The organism is Mesorhizobium sp. M1C.F.Ca.ET.210.01.1.1 (assembly GCF_004791585.1).
GTDB lineage: Bacteria > Pseudomonadota > Alphaproteobacteria > Rhizobiales > Rhizobiaceae > Mesorhizobium.
The window spans coordinates 63,154-85,260 of sequence record NZ_SRUU01000013.1 but is presented as its reverse complement, the minus strand read 5'-3'; the positions used below and the strand labels follow the sequence as shown (position 1 = coordinate 85,260).

Below are 22,107 nucleotides of genomic sequence, written 5' to 3'. Positions count from 1 at the left end.
ATTCGAGCCGCCCATCAGCACTGCTCCAGAGCGAGGATGTGCTCCACATGCTCCGCGATCGCCAGGCTGGAAGTCAGTCCGGGACTTTCGATCCCGAACAGATTGACCAGGCCCGCGACGCCGTGGGTTGCGGCATGCTGGATGACGAAGTCGCTGTTGGCTTCGCCAGGACCCGAAAGTTTTGGTCTGATGCCGCTATAGGCAGGCTGCAGGCTGCCGTCAGGTAGTTCCGGCCAGTAACGGCGAATTGCAGCGTAGAAGCATTCGCCGCGTGCGGGATCGACGCGGTAGTCGAGTGTGTCCGTCCATTCGACGTCAGGTCCGAAACGAGCCGTGCCACCGAGGTCGAGCGTCAGATGGACACCCAGCCCGCCTGGCTCGGGCACCGGATAGACAAGCCGCGAGAACGGGGTACGGCCCGCCACCGAGAAATAATTGCCTTTGGCGTAGCGAAGCGTCGGCAAGAACTGCCGGTCGAAGCCTTCGAGCGAGCCGGCCAGGGCCACGGCGCCGAGCCCGGCCGCGTTGACGAGACGCGATGTGGCGATCTCGAAATCTTCGCCGCTCGCCGTGTCCACCGTCTGCAGCACGATGCGGCCGGCATCGACGCGCCCCGAGACGATGCGCGTGTTGAGCGACAGCATCGCGCCGCTCTCTTCGACGTCGCCGAGCAAGGCGAGCATCAGCGCGTGGCTGTCGATGATTCCGGTCGACGGCGAGAGCAGCGCCTTGGTGCAATGCAGCGCCGGCTCCAGAGCCTGCGCTTCAGCGGCCGAGAGGAAGCGCAGATCTTCGACGCCGCAGGCTGCGGCGCCGGCGCGGATCTTGGCAAGCACCGGTTCCTGGGTCTCGTCGGTCGCGACGATCAGCTTGCCTGAGCGCCGGTGAGGGATCGAGCGCTCCGTCGAATAGCGATAAAGCATGTCGCGCCCGGCGATGCAGAGCCGGGCTTTCAGCGACCCTTGCGGATAGTAGATGCCTGCATGGATGACTTCCGAATTGCGCGAGCTCGTCCCGGTGCCGATGGCGTCCGCGGCTTCAAGAATCAGCGTGTCAAAGCCGCGTGCGGCCATCGCCCGCGCTATTGCAAGACCGATGACGCCGGCACCGGCGACGATGCAGTCGATCTGTTCCATGTCGCGTCCATTCGGTTGCGCATGCATTGCCCTGCAGGACTATACCGGCTCTGTCCACCCCAGAATCTCATGGCGCTATCGATTGTGCCACAGCGGCTCTTGCGGCCGCGTCCCGCCATAATGCATCAAGCAGCCGACGCGAGGCGGTTTCCGGGCTTTCTCAACAAGGGAGACGGGTCCTATTTTCGCCTCCCGCCCGCAGACAGGAGCCATGATGGACGCCCGACCGAATTCCCCTGAAGCCCGCGATATCCGCTACCATCTGCATGCCTACACCAATGCCCGCAAGCATCAGCAGACGGGTCCGCTGGTCATCGAGAAGGGCGATGGCATCTATGTCGAGGACATTGCCGGCAACCGCTATATCGAAGCGATGGCGGGGCTTTGGAGCGTGGCCGTCGGCTTCTCGGAAAGGCGGCTGGTCGAGGCGGCCACAAGACAGATGTCGAAGCTGCCCTTCTATCATGACTTCGGCTCAAAGGCGCATTCGCCGCTGATCGATCTTGCGGAGAAGCTGGTGCAGATGGCGCCGGTGCCGATGAGCAAGGCCTATTTCACCAATTCCGGCTCCGAGGCCAACGACACGGCGATCAAGATGATCTGGTACCGGTCGAACGCGCTCGGCCAGCCGGCGCGCAAGAAGATCATCAGCCGCAAGCGGGGCTACCATGGCGTCACCATCGCCGCGGCGAGCCTGACCGGGCTGCCGAACAACCATATCTCCTTCGACCTGCCGATCGCCAACGTGTTGCATACCTCGACGCCGCATCACTGGCGCGACGCCGAGCCCGGCGAAAGCGAGGAACAGTTTTCTGGCCGGCTCGCCGACGATCTCGAGAAGCTCATCCTCGCCGAAGGGCCGGAGACCGTCGCCGCCTTCATCGGCGAGCCGATCATGGGCGCCGGCGGCGTCATCGTTCCGCCCGCGGGCTACTGGGAAAGGATCCAGGCGGTGCTGTCGAAATACGACATCCTGCTGGTGGCCGACGAGGTGATCTGCGGCTTCGGCCGCACCGGCGAGATGTTCGGTTCGCAGACCTTCGGCATCAAGCCCGACATCATGGTGCTGTCCAAGCAGATCTCGTCGTCCTATCTGCCGATCTCGGCCCTGCTCATCAACGACAGGGTGTTCGAGCCGATCGCCGACGAGAGCGACCGCATCGGCACGTTCGGCCATGGCTTTACCGGCGGCGGTCATCCTGTCGCCGCGGCGGTCGCGCTGGAGAACATCAAGCTGATCGAGGAGCGCGATCTCGTCGGCAATGCGCGCAAGGTCGGCGCGCATCTGCAGGCACGGCTGCGCAGGCTCGCCTCGCATCCGCTGGTGGGCGAGGTGCGCGGCGTCGGCCTGATCGCCGCCGTCGAGCTGGTCGCCGACAAGGCGAGCAAGGTGCCATGGGGCAAGTCTGCAGCGCTGGGCGCGCTGGTCAACGGCCTGCTGCAGCAGAATGGCGTCATCTCGCGCAACATGGGCGACGCCATCGCCTTCTGTCCGCCGCTGATCATCACAGAGGCCCAGGTCGATACGCTGGTCGAAGCCTTCGAGCGGTCGCTGGACGCCGCACTGCCGCAGGTCCGGCCGCAGGGCTAGCAGGTTCGTCTCCGCTGCTGCAGCGTCAGAGACGGGCGGGGTCCTCGCGTCCCTTAGAACGCCGTCACGCTTCGTGCCAGCCGGCGTCTCTTTCCCGGTCGGCCAAGTCGTTCATGGACTATCCGCGGACGGCGGTGGCTGCATCTTTCCATGCGCGAGGCGAGACCGGCGCCAGCTTGGCGCTTTTGGAGCATGCATTGCCCGCCAGCAGAGCGTGAGGCAAGTATGAAGATAGTGGTCCCGGAGACGAACCGGCTGAAAATCGGCTTCATTCTCGCCCGCTCCTTCACGCTTTCGGCGTTTGCACTGTTCGTCGATACGCTGCGCCTGGCCAGCGACGAAGCGGATCGGGAAAGGTTGCAGAGGCTTGCCATCTGGGCCTATCCGGGTGGGGGCGCTTCCGCGGCCGCTCACTCGGCCGCCTGAACGTGGCGGGCGTCGATGATCGCCTTGATCTCGGAACGGCATGAACCGCAGTTGGTGCCGGCGCGCAGCGTCGAGCCGATCGCTTCGAGACTGTCGCATCCCGCGGCAACGGCCGAAGCGAGCTGGTTGACGCCGATGTGAAAGCACGAGCACACGACCCGCCCGATGGCGGGCATCGGCACGGGCGAGCGTCCCGACAAAAGCGCGTGGCGGTCGGTGGTCGACAGCGGTTGGCGCGAGGCGAGCAGCGACACCAGCCAATCCCGCATCGGCAACTGGTCCGGAGCGGCGACCAGCAAGGCTTCGGCCATGGCGCCGGTTTCGTCGACAGCCGCGGCGCGATAGGCAAGCCCGCGGCGATCGGTGTACTCCAGGAGCTGATCCTGCCGCTGGACGCCGAGCAGCTTGCGCGCCAGGAGAATGCCCTGGTCCGGCGGCTCGGTTCCTGTCAGTTCGTAGACCCAGCCGCCCTCGACCGCATGCCGGCTCCAATGGACGAAACCTGTCGGCCTGAGATCGCGCCGCGTGATGAGCACTCCGGCCCATCCAGTGTTTTCGCGCGCGATCCTGACAGGGACATGCTTGAGCTCCGGCTGGCCGGAATGCGGATCGGTGACGGGCGAGGACAAGAAGCCGGCCACGGCCCTGGCTGCGAACTGGCCGCTCCAATGCATGGGCATGAAGGCCTGGCCGCGGCGCTGCGCTTCCGACACGCGCACTCTGGTGCGGACGAAACCGAAGCGTGTCGACAGATGGGCGAGGTCGCCATCCTTGAGCCGATGCGCAGCGGCGTCCGCCGGATTGAGGTCAACCGCAGGCTCCGGCGCGTTCGCCATCAGGCGCGGCACGTTTCCGGTGCGCGTCATCGTGTGCCACTGGTCGCGCAGCCGACCGGTGTTGAGAGCAAGCGGGTAATCCGCATCGACCGTGAAAGCCGTTGCCTCCTGTCGCACCGGCACGAAACGCGCGCGGCCGTCTGGTGTCGGGCAACGGCTGTCGGCGAGCAGTCTTGTCCGCTGCTCATTCTGGCCAGTCGCCGGCCAATGGCGCGGCGCGAAGGCGGCGTAGTCCGCGTCGCTGAGATCGGCCAAACCGCCGAGGTCGAACAGGCGCTCGCCATTGTTCTCGAAGGCGGAGAGCGCGGCATGCTCGCGGAAGATCTCGGCAGGCGTCTGGTAGGCAAACGCATCGCCGAAGCCCATGCGTGCAGCCACCTCGCAGATGATGCGCCAATCGGCCATGGCTTCGCCCGGCGGCGGCAGGAATGGCCGTTGACGCGAGACGCGCCGTTCCGAATTGGTGACGGTGCCGTCCTTCTCGCCCCATGCGGCGGCCGGCAGCAATACGTCGGCATAGCGCGTGGTATCGGTGCGTGTCACATCCGAGACGGCGACGAAATCGCATTTGGACAAGGCGGCGCGCACACGCGACGCATCCGGCATCGAGACGGCGGGATTGGTGCCCATGACCCACAGCGCCTTGATGCGGCCGTCGGCGACCGCCTGGAACATGTCCACGGCCTTCAGGCCGGCGCGCCGCGCGATGTCGGGCGCTTTCCAGAAGCGGGAGACGCGCTCGATGCCTGCCTGGTCAGCGAAGTCCATATGCGCGGCAAGCTGGTTGGCCAGTCCTCCCACCTCGCGGCCGCCCATGGCGTTCGGCTGGCCCGTGACCGAGAACGGCCCCATGCCGGGCTTGCCGATGCGGCCGGTGGCGAGATGGCAGTTGATGATGGCGTTGACCTTGTCGGTTCCATGCGCCGACTGGTTGACGCCCTGGCTGTAGACGGTGAGCGTCCGCTCGGTGCCGGCGAATAGATCGTAGAAGGCCTGGACATCGGCTGCCGCCAACCCGCAGCCTTTCGCGACGCGCGCGATCGAGGGCGCATCAGCTTCGGCCAGCGAGGCGGCGGCATCGAAGCCCGACGTGCTGGCGCCGATGAAGTCCGCATCGGTCTTTCCGTTTCGGGCAAGATGGGTGAGCAGCCCATTGAACAGCAGCACATCCGTCCCCGGATCGAGCGCCAGATGCAGATCGCACTCGTCGGCGGTGGCGGTGCGGCGCGGATCGATGACGACGATCCTGGTGCCGCGCTCCCTGCGTGCTGCAAGCATGCGCTGGTAGAGCACGGGATGGCACCATGCGGTGTTGGAGCCGGTGAGCACGACGAGGTCGGCGCACTCGAAATCCTCATAGACGCCGGGAACGATGTCCTCGCCGAAGGCACGGCGGTGGCCAGCGACGGACGAAGCCATGCAAAGCCGCGAATTGGTGTCGATATTGGCCGAGCCGATGAAACCCTTCATCAGCTTGTTGGCGACGTAGTAATCCTCGGTGAGCAACTGGCCGGAAACATAGAAGGCGACCGAGTCCGGCCCATGCTCGGCAATCGTCTGCGAGAATTTCGCGGCCACGAGATCGAGCGCTTCGTCCCAGCCTGTTTGCCTACCGGGGATTTCGGGCTGGAGTAGACGACCCTCCAGTCCGAGCGTCTCGCCGAGAGCCGCTCCCTTCGAGCAAAGCTTGCCGAAATTGGCCGGATGCTCGGGGTCGCCGCGGACGGTTGTCTTGCCGTCCGCGGCGACCTCGGCCAGCACGCCGCAGCCCACCCCGCAATAGGGGCAGGTGGTCCTCACCTCGCGTGCCTCTTCCATGCCTCAGGCCGCCTTCGAGGCCAGTGCTTCGAGCGCGATGAAAAGGCGATCGTCATCGACCTTGACCGGTATCGTCCTCACCGAGCCTTCGTCCGCGCCGAGCGCCTTGCCCGTCTCCAGCGAGATCACCCAGTTGTGCAGCGGGCAGGTCACCGCCGCGCCATGGACGATGCCCTGGCTGAGCGGCCCGCCCTTGTGCGGGCAGTGGTCGTCAATGGCGAAGACCTGGTCGTCGGCCGTGCGGAAGACGGCGATCTTGCCTTGCGGAGTATCGACACAGCGCGCACCGCGCGGGGGAATGTCGGTGATGGAGCCGATGGCGATCCAGGTCATGTTGTCTCTTTCCTGCCGGCTCATTCCGCCGCCTCCGCGAAGCCCAGCGACGCCATCGGCCGGAACTCGTGCTTGTCCTTGCCGGAAACGCGTTCGGACCAGGGATCGACCTGCGCGAATTTCTGCGAGAAGACGAAGCGGTCGAAGAGCGTCCTGCGGCGCTCGGCATCGTCCAGGATCTGCTTTTTGATCTCGGCGGTGCCGATGCGCTTGGCCCATTTGTAGATGCGCTCCAGATAGCGGGCCTGCTCGCGATACATCTGGACCAGCGCCACGATCACCTCCAGCGCCTCATCCTCGGTCTTGACCAGGCCGAGCACTTCGGTGCCCTTGATGTCGAGGCCGGCAGCACCGGCGAAGTGGATCTCGTAGCCGGAGTCGACGCACACCACGCCGACATCCTTGCAGGTTGCCTCCGCGCAGTTGCGCGGGCATCCCGACACCGCCATCTTCACCTTGGCCGGCGTCCACGAGCCCCACATGAATTTCTCGATGCGGATGCCGAGCCCAGTCGAATCCTGCGTGCCGAAGCGGCACCAGTCGGAGCCGACGCAGGTCTTCACCGTGCGCAAGCCTTTGGCGTAGGCATGGCCGGAGACGAAGCCGGCCTTGCCGAGATCGGCCCACACCGCCGGCAGATCCTCCTTGCGGATGCCCAGCATGTCGATGCGCTGGCCGCCGGTCACCTTCACTGTCGGGATGCGGAACTTGTCGACCACGTCGGCGATGGCGCGTAATTCATCGGCGCTGGTGACGCCCCCCCACATGCGCGGCACCACCGAATAGGTGCCGTCCTTCTGGATGTTGGCGTGCACGCGCTCGTTGATGAAGCGCGACTGATAGTCGTCGGCATATTGGTCCGGCCAGTCGCAGACGAGATAGTAGTTGAGCGCCGGCCGGCACTTGGCGCAGCCGCAGGAGGTCTTCCATTCGAGCTCCTGCATGACGGCGGGTATCGTCTTCAGGCCTTTCGCCTTGATCAGGCGCCGCACATCGTCGTGACCGAGGCTCGTGCAGCCGCACATCGGCTGCACCGCCGCAGGATTATAGGCCTCGCCCAGCGTAAGCTTCAGGAGTTGCTCGACGAGACCCGTGCACGATCCGCACGAGGCCGAGGCCTTGGTGTGGGCGCGCACGTCGTCGAGGCCGGTCAGGCCCTTGGTCGTGATCGCGCCGGTGATCTTGCCCTTGCAGACGCCGTTGCAGCCGCAGATTTCCGCATCATCCGCCAGTGCCGCAACGGCCGCCAAAGGGTCCGAGGAAGCGCCTCCCTGGAACGCCTGGCCGAAGATCAGCGTGTCGCGCATCTCCGAGATGTCGGTCGCCTTCTTCTTGAGATCGTTGAACCAGGCGCCGTCGGCCGTCTCGCCGAACAGCACCGTGCCGATGATGCGGTTGTCCTGCAGCACGACACGCTTGTAGATGCCTGCGGATGCGTCGCGCAGGATGATCTCCTCGCGATCCTCGCCATCGGCGAAGTCGCCGAGCGAATAGAGATCGATGCCGGTGACCTTGAGCTTGGTCGGCGTATCGGAGTGGACGAAGCGCTTGTCCTCGCCGTCCGCGAGCCCGGCTGCGGCGACCCGCGCCATCTCGTAGAGTGGGGCGACCAGGCCATAGACATGGCCGCCGACCTCGGCGCATTCGCCGAGCGCCATGATCGTGGGATCGGAGGTGCGCATGCGGTCGTCGACGACGATGCCGCGATTGACCTCCAGCCCGGCCTCCTTGGCCAGGGCGATGCTCGGGCGGATGCCGACCGCCATCACGACCAGCGTTGCCGGGATGACCGTGCCATCCATGAGCTCGACGCCCTCGACCTTGCCGTTGCCGACAATGGCCTTGGTGTTGGCTTTGGTCATGACCTTGATGCCGCGCGCCTCGACCGCTTTCTGCAGCAGGTAACCGGCGGCCGGGTCCAGCTGGCGCTCCATCAGCGTCGGCATGACATGGAGCACGGTGACATCCATGCCGCGTTCCTTCAGCCCCGCGGCTGCCTCGAGCCCGAGCAGGCCGCCGCCGATGACGATGGCCTTGGCGCGCGACTGCGCGGCAAGCAGCATGGCGTTGACGTCGTCGAGATCGCGATAGGTGAGCACGCCGGGCAGATCCTTGCCGGGCACCGGAATGATGAAGGGCACCGAACCGGTGGCGATCACGAGTTGATCGTAGCTCTCGGTCACGCCGTGGTCCGAGGTGACAGTCTTCGCTTCGCGGTCGATGGCAACGATCCGGTGACCCTTGTAGAGGGTGATGCCGTGCTTGATGTACCAGCCGTCGCCATGGATGACGATTTCCTCGAACGCCTTCTCGCCCGACAGCACAGGCGAAAGCATGATGCGGTCGTAGTTCACGCGCGGCTCGGCGTTGAAGATGGTGACGCTGTAACGGTCAGGCGCTGCTTCCAGCAGGTGCTCCAGCATCCTGCCCGGAGCCATGCCGTTGCCGATGATGACGAGTTTTTCGCTCATATCCGGTCTGCTCCGATCTATTCGGCGGCGTAAGAAAGGGCTGAGGTCGTGATGGCGGCCGCGCGCTCCATCCGGCGGATGGCCAGATGCATCCAGACCAGGCAGGAGACGACGATCACGAAGAGCAGCATGAAGCAACTCGACCAGACGCCGGTAAGGTCGTTCAGCGCGCCGAAGGCGATCGGCAGGATGAAGCCGCCGAGACCGCCGATCATGCCCACCATGCCGCCGACTGCGCCGACGCTCTGCGGATAGTAGACGGGGATGTGCTTGTAGACGGCGGCCTTGCCGAGGCTCATGAAGAAGCCGAGCACAAAGGCGACGGCGATGAAGGCGAGCGGACCGATCTCGAAATGGAACGGGATCGGCCCGCTGATGCCGCGCACGACATAGTCTGCCGAGGGGAGAGACAGAACGAGAGTCGCGACGGCACAGACGGTGAAGGTCGAGTAGAGCACGGTGCGGGCGCCGACGCGGTCGGAAAGCACGCCGCCATAGGCACGGAAGACGCTTGCGGGAATTGAGTAGGCGGCGCCGATCATGCCGGCGGTGGCGATGTTGAAGCCATAGACGCCGATCAGGTAGCGCGGCAGCCAGAGCGACAGCGCCACGAACGCGCCGAAGGAGAAGAAATAGTAGAAGGCGAAGCGCCAGACCTGCAGGTTCTTCAGCGGCGCGAATTCCTGCCAGAAGCTTCTCGCGGGCGAGGCCTTGCCGGCACGGCGCTCGCGGATGACCGGATCGTCGCCGGTGGCGAACCAGAACACGACGGCCATGACGACAAGTGCCGCCGCCCAGATCAGCGCCACCGACTGCCAGCCCCAGGAAAGAAGCACGAACGGCGCCAGGAACTTGGTGACCGCGGCGCCGACGTTGCCGACGCCGAAAATGCCGAGCGCCGTGCCTTGTTTGCCAGCCGGGAAGAAGCGCGAGACATAGGCGACGCCGACGGCGAAGGAGCCGCCGGCAAGCCCGACGCCGAGGGCGGCGGTCAACATCTGCTCATAGGTGTGGGCGAAAGCGAGCAGGAAGGTCGCGACCGCGGCCGCGAGCATGGTCATGGTGTAGACCAGCCGGCCACCATAGCGGTCGGTCCAGACGCCGAGCACGATGCGCACCAGCGATCCGGTGAGGATCGGCGTGCCGACCAGGAGGCCGAACGCGGTCTCGCTCAGGCCGAGCTCCTGCTTTATGCGCACGCCGATGATGGAGAAGATCGTCCACACCGCGAAGCAGACGGTGAAGGCGATGGTGGACATAGCGAGCGCCTGCCGGGGAGCACTGTCCTGGCTGGAGGCGGCTGGGAGGTTTGCGGTCATGGTTGGCTCCGGTTGCGGTGTGGGAGGCACCGCGCTTGTTGTCGATCAGAGGTTCAGCATCGGTCAGCGCGACGAGACTGGGACTTGCGCAGTCACTTGCGCAGCTTTGCCCTCTGTTTCGTGACTGGTGGGAAACAGCAGGAGCGCCGCGGTGAACAGCGCCGCCGTCAACGCGCTGCTCGCCAGGAAATCGCGGCGGGTGAAGTCCTTGAGCGAAAGTCCGATCCGGTTCGTCATCGTCGTCTCCGGTGGGCGCCGCCTGGGATCGGCGCCGTCGATTGCGTTTTCGGGTTCAAAACAAAAAAGCTGCCGTCCAGGCCTTCGCGTCCGTACATCCGGGATCGCGTGGTGACCTGAGCGGCAGCTTTGCCTGTGGCGCCCGTCATTGGACGCCTGTTCCATTGCCCGCGAAGGGCTCGACTATTTCAAAGCATGAACCGTGCCAGTTTTGCCCGGAAGTGGAATTTGAAGCAAAATCAATGCGATAAGTCCATCATGTGCCGATCTGGTCTAGCGGGAAAGCGGTCAAACATTGATCAACAGCGCGGGCAGGGCGCACAAATTTTGTGCAATGCACAAGAATGGCGCGCAAATGATCAGCCGCGCTTCTGGGCCATCCCATTGCCGATGAGAGTTCCCGGTCATGACGCTACTCCGCGGCTTCGACGAAGTGGTGGCGTTCGTAGAGGAACTTCAGCACTGCTTCGCGGCAGCGCAGGAAAGTGCGATCCGACGCCAGCTCGATGCGTCGGCGCGGCCGCGCCAGCGGCACCGAAAGCACTTCGCCGATTGTCGCCGCCGGGCCGTTGGTCATCATGACGATGCGGTCGGAGAGCAGCACCGCCTCGTCGACGTCGTGGGTGATCATGATCATCGTCGAGCCCAGCCGCGAATGAATGTCCATCACTGCGTCCTGCAGATGCGCGCGCGTCAACGCGTCGAGCGCGCCGAACGGCTCGTCGAGCAGCAGGATCTTCGGCTCCATGGCGAGCGCGCGCGCGATGCCGACGCGCTGCTTCATGCCGCCGGAAATCTCGGCCGGGCGCTTGTTCCTGGCGTGCGCCATCTGCACGAGGTCGAGGTTGCGCATGATCCAGTCATGCCGTTCGGCCTTGCCCTTGCTGCGGCCGAAGACTTTCGACACCGCAAGATTGATGTTCTCGTAGACGGTGAGCCATGGCAGCAGCGAGTGGTTCTGGAATACCACGGCACGCTCGGGCCCGGGGCTGTCGACTTCCTTGTCCTCGAGCAGCACGGCGCCCGAGGAAACCTTGGTCAGGCCGGCGATCAGGTTGAGCAAGGTCGACTTGCCGCAGCCGGAATGGCCGATGATGGAGACGAATTCGCCCTTGTCGATGGTCAGCTTGATGTCCTTCAGAACCTCGCTGACCTGGCTGCCGCGGGTGAAGGTTTTGTCGATATGGTCGAGCTTGAGATAGGCCGTCATCTTGCCCTCCTCACTTTGCCGTTGTGCCGCGGGTGACGACGGCGCCGACCGCCGCGACCAGGCGGTCAAGGCAGAAGCCGGTGACGCCGATATAGGCGAGCGCGACGATGATGTCGGGCAGCCTGGACGAGTTCCACGCGTCCCAGATGAAGAAGCCGATGCCGACGCCGCCGGTCAGCATCTCGGCGGCGACGATGGCCAGCCAGGAGAGCCCGATGCCGATCCTGAGGCCGGTGAAGATGTAGGGCGCGGCGGCCGGCAGCATGATCTTGATGAAGAACTCGAGCTGGTTGAGCCGCAGGATGCGGGCGACGTTGCGGTAGTCCTCGGGGATGTTGCGCACGCCAACGGCGGTGTTGATGATCACCGGCCAGATCGCGGTGATGAAAATCACGAACAGCGCCGATGGGTTCGAGTCGCGGAACGCCGCCAGCGACAGCGGCAGCCAGGCCAGCGGCGGCACGGTGCGCAGGATCTGGAAGACCGGGTCGAGGCCGCGCATCGCCCAGACCGACTGCCCGACCAGCGCGCCCAGCGCCACGCCGACCACCGCCGCCATGCCGAAACCGATGGCGACGCGCTGCAGCGAGACCAGCACCCGCCAGGCAAGGCCGATATCCTGCGGGCCGTTGTCGAAGAAGGGATGCGCGATCAGGTCATAGGCTTCGTCCCACACCTGGCTCGGCGGCGGCAGGCTGGCGGTCGGCGACGAGCAGGCAATCTGCCAGACGATGAGCAGGACGGCGATGACGACGGCCGGCGGGATGAGCGCCGTCGCCAGTCTGCCGGCGATGGCGGGCACATCGATGCGGCGCCTTGCCTTGGCGGTGAAGGCGATGACTTCGGCAGGTTTGGCCGGAAATGCCTTCACCTTGGTGTCCTCAACGGTCTGGATGGACATGTCTTCGCGAAACTCCCTGGGCAGTCGCGACAAACGGCGCGTTGCGCCGTTTGCGCTTGGGTTGCGCTGGCGACAAACGGCGCCTTTGGCGTCGTTTGCGCCTAAGCCGAAGCCTTGATCTTCAGGCTGTCGAGATAGGCCGACGGGTTGGCCGGATCGAAGGTTTTGCCGTCGAAGAAGGTTTCGACGCCGCGCGAGGACGAGGCCGGGATGTCGCCCGCGGCGACGCCGAGGTCCTTGGCCGCCTCGCGCCACAGATCCTCGCGGTTGACCTGGTCGACCAGCGCCTTGATGTCGGTGGTCGGCGCGAACTTGCCCCAGCGGATGTTCTCGGTGAGGAACCAGGCATCGTGGCTCTTGAAGGGATAGGAGACGCCGCCCTTCCAGAATTTCATGTAGAGGTCGGAGCCCTTGGCGACGCGGCCGTTGCCGTAATTGATATCGCCCTTGAGGCGGCCGATGATGTCGGCAACGGGAACGTTCATCCACTGCCGCTTGCCGATGATGGCTGCCATTTCCTCCTTGTTCTCCATGGCCTCGCACCATTGCTGGGCTTCCATCACGGCCATCACGATCGCCTTGGCGGCGTTCGGATACTTCTCGATGAATTCGGCGCGCAGGCCGAGCGCCTTTTCCGGATGGCCTTTCCACAGTTCGCCCGTGGTGGCGGCGGTGAAGCCGACGCCCTGGTGGACGAGTTGTTCGTTCCACGGCTCGCCGACACAGAACACGTCCATGTTGCCGACCTTCATGTTGGCCACCATCTGCGGCGGCGGCACGACAATGGTCGAGACGTCCTTGTCGGGGTCGATGCCGCCGGCGGCGAGCCAGTAGCGGATCCAGAGGTCATGCGTGCCGCCCGGGAAGGTCATGGCGGCCTTGACCTCCTTGCCGGCGGCCTTCTTGGCGGCGAAGACCTCCTTCAGCTTGGAGGCATCGAGGCCGACGCCGGTGGCGGCATATTCCTGCGCCACCGAAATGCCCTGGCAGTCGTAGTTCAGCCGCGCCACGATCGCCATCGGCAGCGGCTGCTTGTTCTGCGTCACCTTGCCGGTGTGCATGAGGTAGGGCATCGGCGTCAGGATATGGGCGCCGTCAATGCCGTTGGCTTCGCCGCCGAGGACGAGGTTGTCGCGCGTCGCGCCCCAGGACGCCTGCTTGGTCACCTCGACATCGGGCATCCCGTATTTGGCGAACAGACCCTTCTCCTTGGCGATCATCAGCGGTGCAGCGTCGGTCAGCGCGATGAAGCCGAGCTTGGCGCCGGTCACTTCGGGACCCTTGCCTTCGGCCATGGCGCCAACGGGAAACAGCGTGCGCGCGGCGGCGAGCAGCCCCGCCGTCAGGGCGCTGCTGGCCAGAAAATCGCGGCGGGTGAAACCCTTGGGCGCTGTAGCAGTTGCAATCCGTTTCGTCATTGTCGTCTCCCGGTTGGGCGCCGCTTGCGATCGGCGCTATCGATTGCGTGTTCGGGTCCAAAAACAAAAAGCTGCCGTCCAGGCCTCTCGCGTCCGTCCATCCGGGATCGCGTGGTGACCTGAGCGGCAGCTTTGCCTGTGGCGCCCGCCATTGGACGCCTGTTCTATTGCCCGCGAAGGGCCTGACTATTCCAAAGCACGAAGCGTGCCAGTTTAGGGCGGGAAGAAAAACATCAATGAAATCAGTGGTCGGTGCCGATCGTAGCAACACAAGGCGGCAAGGTGAGCAGACTAACGATCGTTCATTAGAGCAACTGCACGCATAATTTTTGTGCAATGCACAAGAATGGCGCGGAAATGATCAGACCGATTTCCGGGCCGATTTCTGGTCCGTGATGTAGGCGTCGACCTTGTCCGGATCGAAGATCTGGCCGTCGAAGAATCCGTCGGGGCCAAGCACGAGGCTTGCCCCGGCCGAACCGACCGGCGTCGCGATCTTCAGCGCGCCCTCAACCTTGGCATTGGCGCCGGGCAGGGCGACGCCAAGCGGCTTAAGCGCCGAGCGGTAGAGGTCTGGCCGGTAGCAGTCGCGAGCAATGGCGAGGTTTTGCGGCGTGTGCGGCAACTGCCGCCAGCGCACCATCTGCGTGTAGAACCACAGCGCGTGGCTCTTCCAGGGAAAGTTCGCCGCCTTGTCGAAGGGCAGGAAGAAGTCCTCGACGCGCCGCTCCACACCGCCGCCGAGTTGAAGCAGTCCGGTGAGGATCGGCATCTGGATCGCCTCGGACTGGCCGAGGAAAGCTGGCCTGGCCATCAGCTCGGCCAGCTCGCCGCGGTTTGCCGGATCCTGGCACCAGCGGGCGGAGTGATGCAGCGCCCTGAGCAGCGCCGCCAGCGCGTCCGGATTTTCCTCCGCCCATGCCCTGCGGGCGCCGATCACTTTTTCCGGGCTGTTGCGCCACAGCAGCGCCTTGACGGTGACGATGCGGCCGGTGCCGGCCGCGACCGCGGCGCTGTTCCAGGGCTCGCCGACGCAATAGCCGTCAATGCGGCCGGCGGCGAGCGCATCGGCCATGAAGGGCGGCGGCACGATGACAATCTCGATGTCGCGGTCTGGATCGATGCCGCAGGCGGCGAGCCAGTAGCGCAGCTCGTAGTTATGACCGGAATGCGGGTGCACGACAGCGAAGCGCAGCGGCTCGCGGCTGGCCGTCCGCTCGCGGATCAGCGCGCCAAGCGCCGCTCCGGCGCGCGCAGGGTCGAGATCGGGCGCGGCGCCATGCGCCGCCATGCCTTCCCACACCGCATTGGAGACCGTGACGCAGTTGCCGCCGAGCCCGAGCGAGAAGGGCACTATGGTCTCGGATGCAAGCGGCGTGAGGCCGAGGCTGCAGGCGAGCGGCATCGGTCCCAGCATGTGCGCCACATCGAAATGGCCGATGGCGATGCGGTCGCGGATGTTGGCCCAGGAGGTCTCTCGATGCAGCTTGAGCTCGATGCCCTCGCGGGCGGCAAAGCCCATCTCGCCGGCCACCACCAGAACGGCGCTGTCGAAGAGCGGCATGAAGCCGGCGGTGATCTGATGCGCAGCTGCCATGCTCATTCGCCCTCCAGCGGACCCAGCAGCCCCGCCGCCGTCACCAGGCTCTGGGCGATCTCGGCGATCTTGCGGTTCTGGTTCATGGCGGTCTTGCGCAGAAGCGCGTAGGCGGCCTCCTCGCTCAGGCCGCGCGACTTCATCAATATGCCCTTGGCCCGATCGATGACCTTGCGGTTCTCGAGCTCGCTGCGTGCCTCCTCCAGTTCGCGCGCCATGCGCGAGAAGGCATTGAAGCGGCTTATCGCCATGTCCAGGATCGGCTTGATGCGTTCCTTCTTCAGCCCGTCGACGACATAGGCCGACACGCCGGCGTCGACGGCCGCTTCGATCGAGGCCTGGTCCGCGCGGTCGACGAACATCGCGATCGGCCGTTTCACCGCGCGCGAGAGCTGGAACATGTTCTCCAGCATGTCGCGGTTGGGATTTTCGAGATCGATGACGATGACATCCGGTTCGATCTCGGCGATGCGCCGAGCGATGCCGGCGACGTCATGGATCACCGTGACGTGGCGATGGCCGGCGTCCCGCAATCCGGCCTCGATGATCGAGGCACGGATGCGGTTATCATCGATAACAAGAATGGTCAGCGAACCGGCGGTCATTGCGCCTATTGTGCAGCCGGGGCGAGATTGTGCAATGCGGCAACGTGGTGCGCGGCGAACTTTCCCCGCGCAAAAGCGCCGTTAGTCAGCTGCAGATATTCGAGGCCGCTAATTTTCGAGGATACATTCTTCGCTAGGCCAAACGGTCAAAAACGTATCAGTCGGCGCGGCGTGGCGAGGTGGCGGACATGCTTGGCCACCGTTATCCTGACCCTAGATGAGCCGAACAAACGGCCGCGGTTCGAAGGCTGAAGCACCCCTACAGCCTCCGGGAGGAAGCAATGGGACCCGATCTGGAAGTCATACAGATAAGGCCTGGCGAGTCATTCGCGGTGAAGTGGCACGGCTATCCGTACCATACGGTGCGCTGGCATTTTCATCCTGAATACGAGCTGCACCAGATCGTAGCGACCAAGGGCCGCTATTTCGTCGGCGACTTCATCGGCGAGTTCGAGATCGGCAATCTTGTTCTGGCCGGCCCGAACCTGCCGCACAACTGGATCAGCGAAGTTCCGGAGGGACAGTCGGTTCCGCTGCGCTGCAGGCTGGTCCAGTTCAGCGAGGAATTCATCGGCGGCGCGATCGCGACTTTTCCCGAGCTCGGCGCCGTGTCGCCGCTGCTAGACCTGTCGCGGCGCGGCGTCCTGTTCAGCAACAGCGTGAGCAGGCAGGTCATGCCGCTGCTGGCGGAGATCACCCATGCCTATGGCGTGCACCGGATCAGCCTGTTCATGTCGATCCTGGAGGCGCTGAGCCGAGAGACTTCGCCGCGCGTGCTGGCCAGCGAAAACTATCTGCCGGACCCGTCGGGATACATGTCTGCCGGCATAAACCAGGCGCTGGCCTATATCCGCGAGAACCTGACCCAGCAATTCGACGAAGGCGACCTGGCGGCGATCGCGGGCCAGACGCCGAGCGCGTTCTCGCGATCGTTTCGCAAGCACACCGGCATGTCGCTGCTGCAATACATCAAGCGCCTGCGCATCAATCTCGCCTGCCAGATCCTGATGAGCGACGAGCAGGCGCAGATTTCAGATATCTGCTTCGAGGTCGGCTTCAACAATCTGTCGAACTTCAACCGCCAGTTCCTGGCCGAGAAGGGCATGCCGCCTTCGCAGTTCAGACGCTTGGTTGCGGATAATTTCGCGGCCGCGCGCGCCGCATAGAAAGGAGTTTGGGAGGAGAAACAAGCCTTAAATAGGGGTCAAGACGAAGCGATGGGGCGCGCAAGCGAACCAGCGATAGGTAAGTATTTCCTCGTGTCATGCCAGCGGGAGGAAGCCGTGAGGCTGGTGCACGAGTTGGCTAGACTTCCAATCAGGCGGTTGGATCGGATGTCCGCAGCCCGACGCCGAGGTCTATTACATCAAACAACGGGAATGGAGAAGACCCTATGTCCAGATACATGTCCAGATTGACCGCGGCCACGCTTGCGGTATCGTGCCTTGCACTCGGCGCAACGTTTGCCAACGCGCAGGATATTGCCGGCTCCACGGTTGCGTTCCTGATGCCGGACCAGGGCTCGACGCGTTACGAGGAGCATGACCATCCCGGCTTCGTCGCCGAAATGAAGAAGCTCTGCGACAGCTGCAAGGTGCTCTACCTCAACGCCGACGCCGACGTGACCAAGCAGCAGCAGCAGTTCAATTCGGTCATCACCCAGGGCGCCAAGGTGGTCGTGCTCGACCCGGTCGATTCCGCGGCAGCGGCGTCGCTGGTGCACAATGCGCAGGCGCAGGGCGTCAAGGTCATCGCCTATGACCGCCCGATCCCGGACGCCAAGGCCGATTTCTATGTGTCGTTCGACAACAAGGCCATCGGCAAGGCAATCGCTGCCTCGCTGGTGGAGCATCTCAAGGCCAAGGGCGTGCCGAGCGACGGCGATGGCGGCGTGCTGCAGATCAACGGCTCTCCGACCGATGCCGCCGCGGGCCTGATCAAGGACGGCATCCACGAAGGCCTCAAGACCGGCAGCTACAAGACGCTCGCCGAGTTCGACACGCCGAACTGGGCGCCGTCGAATGCCCAGCAATGGGCGGCGGGGCAGATCTCGCGCTTCGGCAACAAGATCGTCGGCGTGGTCGCCGCCAATGACGGCACGGGCGGCGGCGCCATCGCCGCGTTCAAGGCCGCCGGCGTCGATCCGGTGCCCACGGTGACGGGCAACGACGCCACGATCGCCGCCTTGCAGCTCATCATTGCCGGCGATCAGTACAACACTATTTCCAAGCCCAGCGAAATCGTCGCCGCGGCCGCGGCAAACGTCGCGGTGCAGCTTCTCAAGGGCGAGACACCGAAAGCCGAGACGACGCTCTACGACACGCCCTCGCAGCTCTTCGTGCCGGCGGTGGTGACGCAGGAGAACCTGAAGGCCGAGATCATCGACAAGAAGATCCAGACCGCCGCCCAGCTCTGCACCGACCGCTACGCCGAAGGTTGCAAGAAGCTCGGCATCGAATAAGGAGCAAGGCCGCGCTGGCGGCATTGTCTCCGGAGCGATGCGGCGCAAGCCGCGTCGCCAAGGCGACAGCCCGGTGTCCGGCCGCCTGGCGGCCGGACATATCGATCAGAACGCGGGAAGAGAAACAGGCCATGGCAATACCCGACACCTCGTCCACGACAAGCCGGCCGCCAGTGCTCAGCCTGCGCGGCATCTCGAAGAATTTCGGCGCCGTGTCGGCCCTCACCGATGTCGATCTCGACATCAATGCCGGCGAGATCGTGGCCCTGGTCGGGGATAACGGCGCCGGCAAATCGACGCTGGTCAAGATCCTTGCCGGCGCGCACATGCCGAGCTCCGGCTCGATCACCTTCGACGGCCAGCCGGTGACATTGGCCAACCCCGCCGCGGCGCTGAAGCTCGGCATCGCCACCGTGTTCCAGGACCTAGCGCTCTGCGAGAACCTCGACGTCGTGGCCAACATCTTCCTCGGCCGCGAGCTCCATCCGCTCCGCCTCGACGAGGTTTCGATGGAGGTGCGCGCATGGACCCTGCTCAAGGAGCTGTCGGCGCGCATACCCAGCGTGCGCGAACCGGTAGCGTCGCTCTCGGGCGGCCAGCGGCAGACTGTCGCAATCGCCCGCTCGCTGCTGATGGAGCCGAGGGTCATTCTGCTCGACGAACCAACTGCGGCGCTCGGCGTCGCTCAGACGGCCGAGGTGCTGAACCTCATCGAGCGCGTGCGCGATCGCGGGCTGGGCGTCGTCATGATCAGCCATAACATGGAAGACGTGCGCGCCGTGGCCGACCGTATCGTGGTGCTGCGGCTTGGCCGCAACAACGGCATCTTCCTGCCCGGCGCATCCAACCAGGAACTGGTGACGGCGATAACCGGCGCCGACGACAATGCCGTCTCGCGGCGCGGCAGGCGCGCCGCCGAGGCGAGGGCGCAAGGAGAACAGCCATGACGACGGCTTCCGATCGCGGCGCGCTGCTCGATCGCAGCGACGAGCGCCTGAAGGATCGCAGCGGCGCGAAGGGCGCCATCAGCGGTTTCCTCGACCGCGTCCGCTCCGGCGATCTGGGATCGCTGCCCGTGGTTGTCGGACTGGTGCTGATCTGCACGATCTTCCAGACGCTCAACCCGGTGTTCCTGTCGCCGAACAATCTGGTCAACCTTTTGTTCGACTGCTCGACGGTCGGCATCATCTCGCTCGGCATCGTCTGCGTTCTGATGGTCGGCGAGATCGACCTGTCCGTCGGCTCCGTCAGTGGCCTGTCATCGGCGCTGCTCGGCGTGCTTTGGGTCCAGTGGGGCTGGCCGGTCGCGCTCGCCATCCTGGCGGCGATGGCGGTCGGGTTCGTGACCGGCTGCGTCTACGCGCTGCTGCTCAACCGGCTCGGCATGCCGAGCTTCGTGTCGACGCTTTCGGGCCTGCTCGCTTTCCTCGGCCTGCAACTCTACATCCTCGGCCCGACCGGCTCGATCAACCTGCCTTATGACTCGCCGCTGGTGAATTTCGGCCAGCTCCTGGTGATGCCGCATTGGGTGTCGTACGCGCTGGCGGTGGCGCCCGGCGTGCTTGCCCTGGCTCTCGGCTACCGCAAGGCGCAGCGCCGCCAGGCCGCAGGGCTGTCGTCGCGCTCGTTCGGCGGACTTCTGCTGCAGGCCGTCGCGATCACGCTCGCGCTCGAGCTGGTGGCTTACTACCTTAACCGGTCGCGCGGCGTGCCATGGATGTTCGCCTTGTTCGTCGCTCTGGTCGTGGCGATGAACTATGCGCTGAAGCGGACCCAGTGGGGCCGCTCGATGACCGCTGTCGGCGGCAACCGCGAAGCGGCGCGCCGCGCCGGCATCAACGTGCGCCTTATCTACACGAGCGCCTTCGCGCTCTGCGCCACGCTGGCTGCGACCGGCGGCCTGCTCTCGGCGGCGCGGCTGGCAACCGCCAGCCAGCAGGCCGGCACAGGCGACGTCAACCTCAACGCCATCGCGGCCGCCGTCATCGGCGGCACCAGCCTGTTCGGCGGCCGCGGCAGCGCCTATTCGGCGCTGCTCGGCATCATCGTCATCCAATCCATCGCAAGCGGCCTGACGCTGCTCGATCTGTCATCCTCGCTCCGGTACATGATCACCGGCTGCGTGCTGGCGATCGCGGTCATCGTCGATTCTCTCGCCCGCCGCTCGCGCGTCTCACACGGCCGCGCCTGACGGCTCATCGAAGAGGATCGCAATGTCTGAAAGTCTCTCCGGCAAGGTTGCCGCAATCACTGGTGCTGCCTCCGGCATCGGGCTGGAATGCGCCCGCGCCATGCTCGCCGCCGGCGCGAAGGTCGTCCTGGTCGATCGGGCCGAGGATCGCCTGAAGGCGCTCGTCGCGGAGCTCGGCGACAACGCCTGCGCCGTGGTCACCGACCTGCTCGACCCGGCGAGCGTCGAGCGCATGATGCCGCAGGTCCTGGAGAAGGCCGGCCGGCTCGACATCTTCCATGCCAATGCCGGCGCCTATGTCGGCGGCGAGGTGGCGTCCGGCGATCCCGACCAATGGGACCGGATGCTCAACCTCAACATCAACGCCGTCTTCCGCACCGTCCATGCCGTGCTGCCGCATATGATCGAGAAGAAGAGCGGCGACATCATCGTCACCAGTTCCGTCGCGGGCTTCGTTCCCGTGGTTTGGGAGCCGATCTACACCGCCTCGAAATTCGCCGTACAGGCCTTCGTGCACACGGTTCGCCGCCAGGTGCTGAAGCATGGCATCCGCGTCGGTGCCGTCGCGCCCGGTCCGGTGGTCACGGCGCTGCTCAGCGATTGGCCCAAGGCCAAGATGGAAGAGGCGCTGGCTGCCGGCAGCCTGATGGAGGCCAAGGAAGTGGCCGATGCCGTGCTCTTCATGCTGACGCGGCCGCGCAACGTCACAATCCGCGACCTCGTCATCCTGCCGCAGAGTGTCGACATCTGAGCTGTCCCTAAAACCGCGCGATGGAACCGCGATCATGATCCTCGACCGCTTCCGGCTGAACCACAAGGTGGCGCTGGTGACTGGCGGCACACGCGGCATCGGCCTTGCCATCGCCAAGGCGCTCGGCGAGGCCGGAGCGCGCGTCGTCGTCGCGGGCCGGACGATGAAGGACGATGCGCGACAGGAGCTTGTCGGCCTCGCCTCCGATTTCCTTGCCGCCGAAATGCTGGACGAGAAGGCGCCGGACAGACTGATCGCCGACACGCTCGCGAAGGCCGGCCGGCTCGACATCCTGGTTAACAGCGCCGGCATCGCCGTGCATGGCGACAGCGGCGACTATCCGGAGGACATCTGGCGGCAGACGATGGCGATCAATGTCGATGCCGTGTTCCGCTGCTGCAGGGCGGCGCTGGCGCCGATGCGGTGCCAGGGCGGCGGCGTGATCCTCAATGTCGGCTCGATCTCAGGCATTGTTTCCAACATTCCGCAGAACCAGGTCGCCTACAACAGTTCCAAGGCGGCGGTGCATATGATGACCAAGAGCCTGGCCAGCGAGGTCGCGGCCGAGAACATCCGCGTCAATGCCGTCGCGCCCGGCTATATCGAAACGGACCTTTCGCGCGGCGGCATCGAGAATCCGGAATGGTTCCCGATCTGGCGCGGCATGACCCCGATGGGCCGCGTCGGCCAGCCGGAAGAGGTTGCGGCGGCCGCGCTTTTCCTGTGCTCTGCTGCCTCGAGCTATGTGACCGGCGAAGTGCTGGTCATCGATGGCGGCTATACCACGCGCTGACACAGGGCGCTGA

Annotated in this window: 18 protein-coding genes and 1 pseudogene; 8 read left to right on the top strand and 11 right to left on the bottom strand. The window is 65.0% G+C overall.

From position 1 onward, the window contains the following. Positions 1 to 14: 14 nt before the first annotated feature. Positions 15 to 1,136: an NAD(P)/FAD-dependent oxidoreductase gene (locus EN853_RS16655; protein WP_127860846.1), complete on the bottom strand. Its 1,122-nt coding sequence runs from the start codon at positions 1,134 to 1,136 to the stop codon at positions 15 to 17. Positions 1,137 to 1,350: 214 nt separating this feature from the next. Here EN853_RS16655 and EN853_RS16650 point away from each other — a divergent pair, with 214 nt between their 5' ends. Further along, on the top strand, positions 1,351 to 2,727 hold the full coding sequence (locus EN853_RS16650; RefSeq protein ID WP_127860847.1) for an aspartate aminotransferase family protein: 1,377 nt from the start codon (positions 1,351 to 1,353) through the stop codon (positions 2,725 to 2,727). Between the two features lie 225 nt (positions 2,728 to 2,952). Beyond that, positions 2,953 to 3,078: pseudogene (locus EN853_RS16645) on the top strand (GlxA family transcriptional regulator); the annotation flags it as partial. A 59-nt stretch (positions 3,079 to 3,137) separates the two neighbouring features. Here EN853_RS16645 and EN853_RS16640 read toward each other — a convergent pair. The 10 genes from EN853_RS16640 to EN853_RS16595 form a co-directional block, all read right to left on the bottom strand. Then, positions 3,138 to 5,807, bottom strand: coding sequence for a nitrate reductase (locus EN853_RS16640; RefSeq protein ID WP_127860848.1), 2,670 nt, complete (start codon positions 5,805 to 5,807; stop codon positions 3,138 to 3,140). Positions 5,808 to 5,810: 3 nt separating this feature from the next. Further along, the gene (gene nirD / locus EN853_RS16635) at positions 5,811 to 6,140 is read right to left on the bottom strand and encodes a nitrite reductase small subunit NirD (protein WP_127860849.1); all 330 of its coding nucleotides are present in this window, start codon (positions 6,138 to 6,140) and stop codon (positions 5,811 to 5,813) included. Positions 6,141 to 6,160: 20 nt separating this feature from the next. Then, positions 6,161 to 8,611 (bottom strand): nitrite reductase large subunit NirB, encoded by a 2,451-nt coding sequence (gene nirB / locus EN853_RS16630; protein ID WP_127860850.1) that lies wholly within the window; start codon positions 8,609 to 8,611, stop codon positions 6,161 to 6,163. Positions 8,612 to 8,628: 17 nt separating this feature from the next. Then, a complete protein-coding gene (locus tag EN853_RS16625) occupies positions 8,629 to 9,930 on the bottom strand; it encodes a nitrate/nitrite transporter (RefSeq protein WP_127860851.1) in 1,302 nt (433 codons plus the stop codon). 63 nt (positions 9,931 to 9,993) lie between these two features. After that, positions 9,994 to 10,167, bottom strand: coding sequence for a twin-arginine translocation signal domain-containing protein (locus EN853_RS16620; protein WP_127860852.1), 174 nt, complete (start codon positions 10,165 to 10,167; stop codon positions 9,994 to 9,996). Between the two features lie 412 nt (positions 10,168 to 10,579). Next, entirely contained in the window at positions 10,580 to 11,377 is a 798-nt protein-coding gene (locus tag EN853_RS16615; protein ID WP_127860853.1) for an ABC transporter ATP-binding protein, read from the bottom strand. A 10-nt stretch (positions 11,378 to 11,387) separates the two neighbouring features. Then, positions 11,388 to 12,278, bottom strand: a complete 891-nt coding sequence (gene ntrB, locus EN853_RS16610) for a nitrate ABC transporter permease (protein ID WP_127860854.1) — start codon at positions 12,276 to 12,278, stop codon at positions 11,388 to 11,390. A gap of 101 nt (positions 12,279 to 12,379) precedes the next feature. Continuing rightward, positions 12,380 to 13,696 (bottom strand): CmpA/NrtA family ABC transporter substrate-binding protein, encoded by a 1,317-nt coding sequence (locus EN853_RS16605; protein ID WP_127860855.1) that lies wholly within the window; start codon positions 13,694 to 13,696, stop codon positions 12,380 to 12,382. A gap of 361 nt (positions 13,697 to 14,057) precedes the next feature. Beyond that, positions 14,058 to 15,293 carry a CmpA/NrtA family ABC transporter substrate-binding protein gene (locus tag EN853_RS16600; RefSeq protein ID WP_167524502.1) on the bottom strand — a complete coding sequence of 412 codons (1,236 nt, stop codon included), beginning with the start codon at positions 15,291 to 15,293 and terminating at the stop codon, positions 14,058 to 14,060. A 2-nt stretch (positions 15,294 to 15,295) separates the two neighbouring features. Continuing rightward, on the bottom strand, positions 15,296 to 15,898 hold the full coding sequence (locus EN853_RS16595; RefSeq protein WP_127860857.1) for an ANTAR domain-containing response regulator: 603 nt from the start codon (positions 15,896 to 15,898) through the stop codon (positions 15,296 to 15,298). 281 nt (positions 15,899 to 16,179) lie between these two features. Here EN853_RS16595 and EN853_RS16590 point away from each other — a divergent pair, with 281 nt between their 5' ends. The 6 genes from EN853_RS16590 to EN853_RS16565 all read left to right on the top strand — a co-directional run bounded on the left by EN853_RS16590 (position 16,180) and on the right by EN853_RS16565 (position 22,094). Further along, positions 16,180 to 17,064, top strand: coding sequence for an AraC family transcriptional regulator (locus tag EN853_RS16590; protein ID WP_127860858.1), 885 nt, complete (start codon positions 16,180 to 16,182; stop codon positions 17,062 to 17,064). Positions 17,065 to 17,291: 227 nt separating this feature from the next. Beyond that, positions 17,292 to 18,359: a sugar ABC transporter substrate-binding protein gene (locus tag EN853_RS16585; protein WP_127860859.1), complete on the top strand. Its 1,068-nt coding sequence runs from the start codon at positions 17,292 to 17,294 to the stop codon at positions 18,357 to 18,359. Positions 18,360 to 18,490: 131 nt separating this feature from the next. After that, complete coding sequence (locus EN853_RS16580) at positions 18,491 to 19,306, top strand: ATP-binding cassette domain-containing protein (protein WP_127860860.1); 816 nt, start codon at positions 18,491 to 18,493, stop codon at positions 19,304 to 19,306. Next, entirely contained in the window at positions 19,303 to 20,550 is a 1,248-nt protein-coding gene (locus EN853_RS16575; protein ID WP_127860861.1) for a sugar ABC transporter permease, read from the top strand. The genes EN853_RS16580 and EN853_RS16575 overlap by 4 nt, the downstream gene beginning before the upstream one ends. Positions 20,551 to 20,572: 22 nt before the next feature. Next, entirely contained in the window at positions 20,573 to 21,301 is a 729-nt protein-coding gene (locus EN853_RS16570) for an SDR family oxidoreductase (protein ID WP_127860862.1), read from the top strand. Positions 21,302 to 21,335: 34 nt separating this feature from the next. Then, positions 21,336 to 22,094 carry an SDR family oxidoreductase gene (locus tag EN853_RS16565; protein WP_127860863.1) on the top strand — a complete coding sequence of 253 codons (759 nt, stop codon included), beginning with the start codon at positions 21,336 to 21,338 and terminating at the stop codon, positions 22,092 to 22,094. Positions 22,095 to 22,107: the final 13 nt, after the last annotated feature.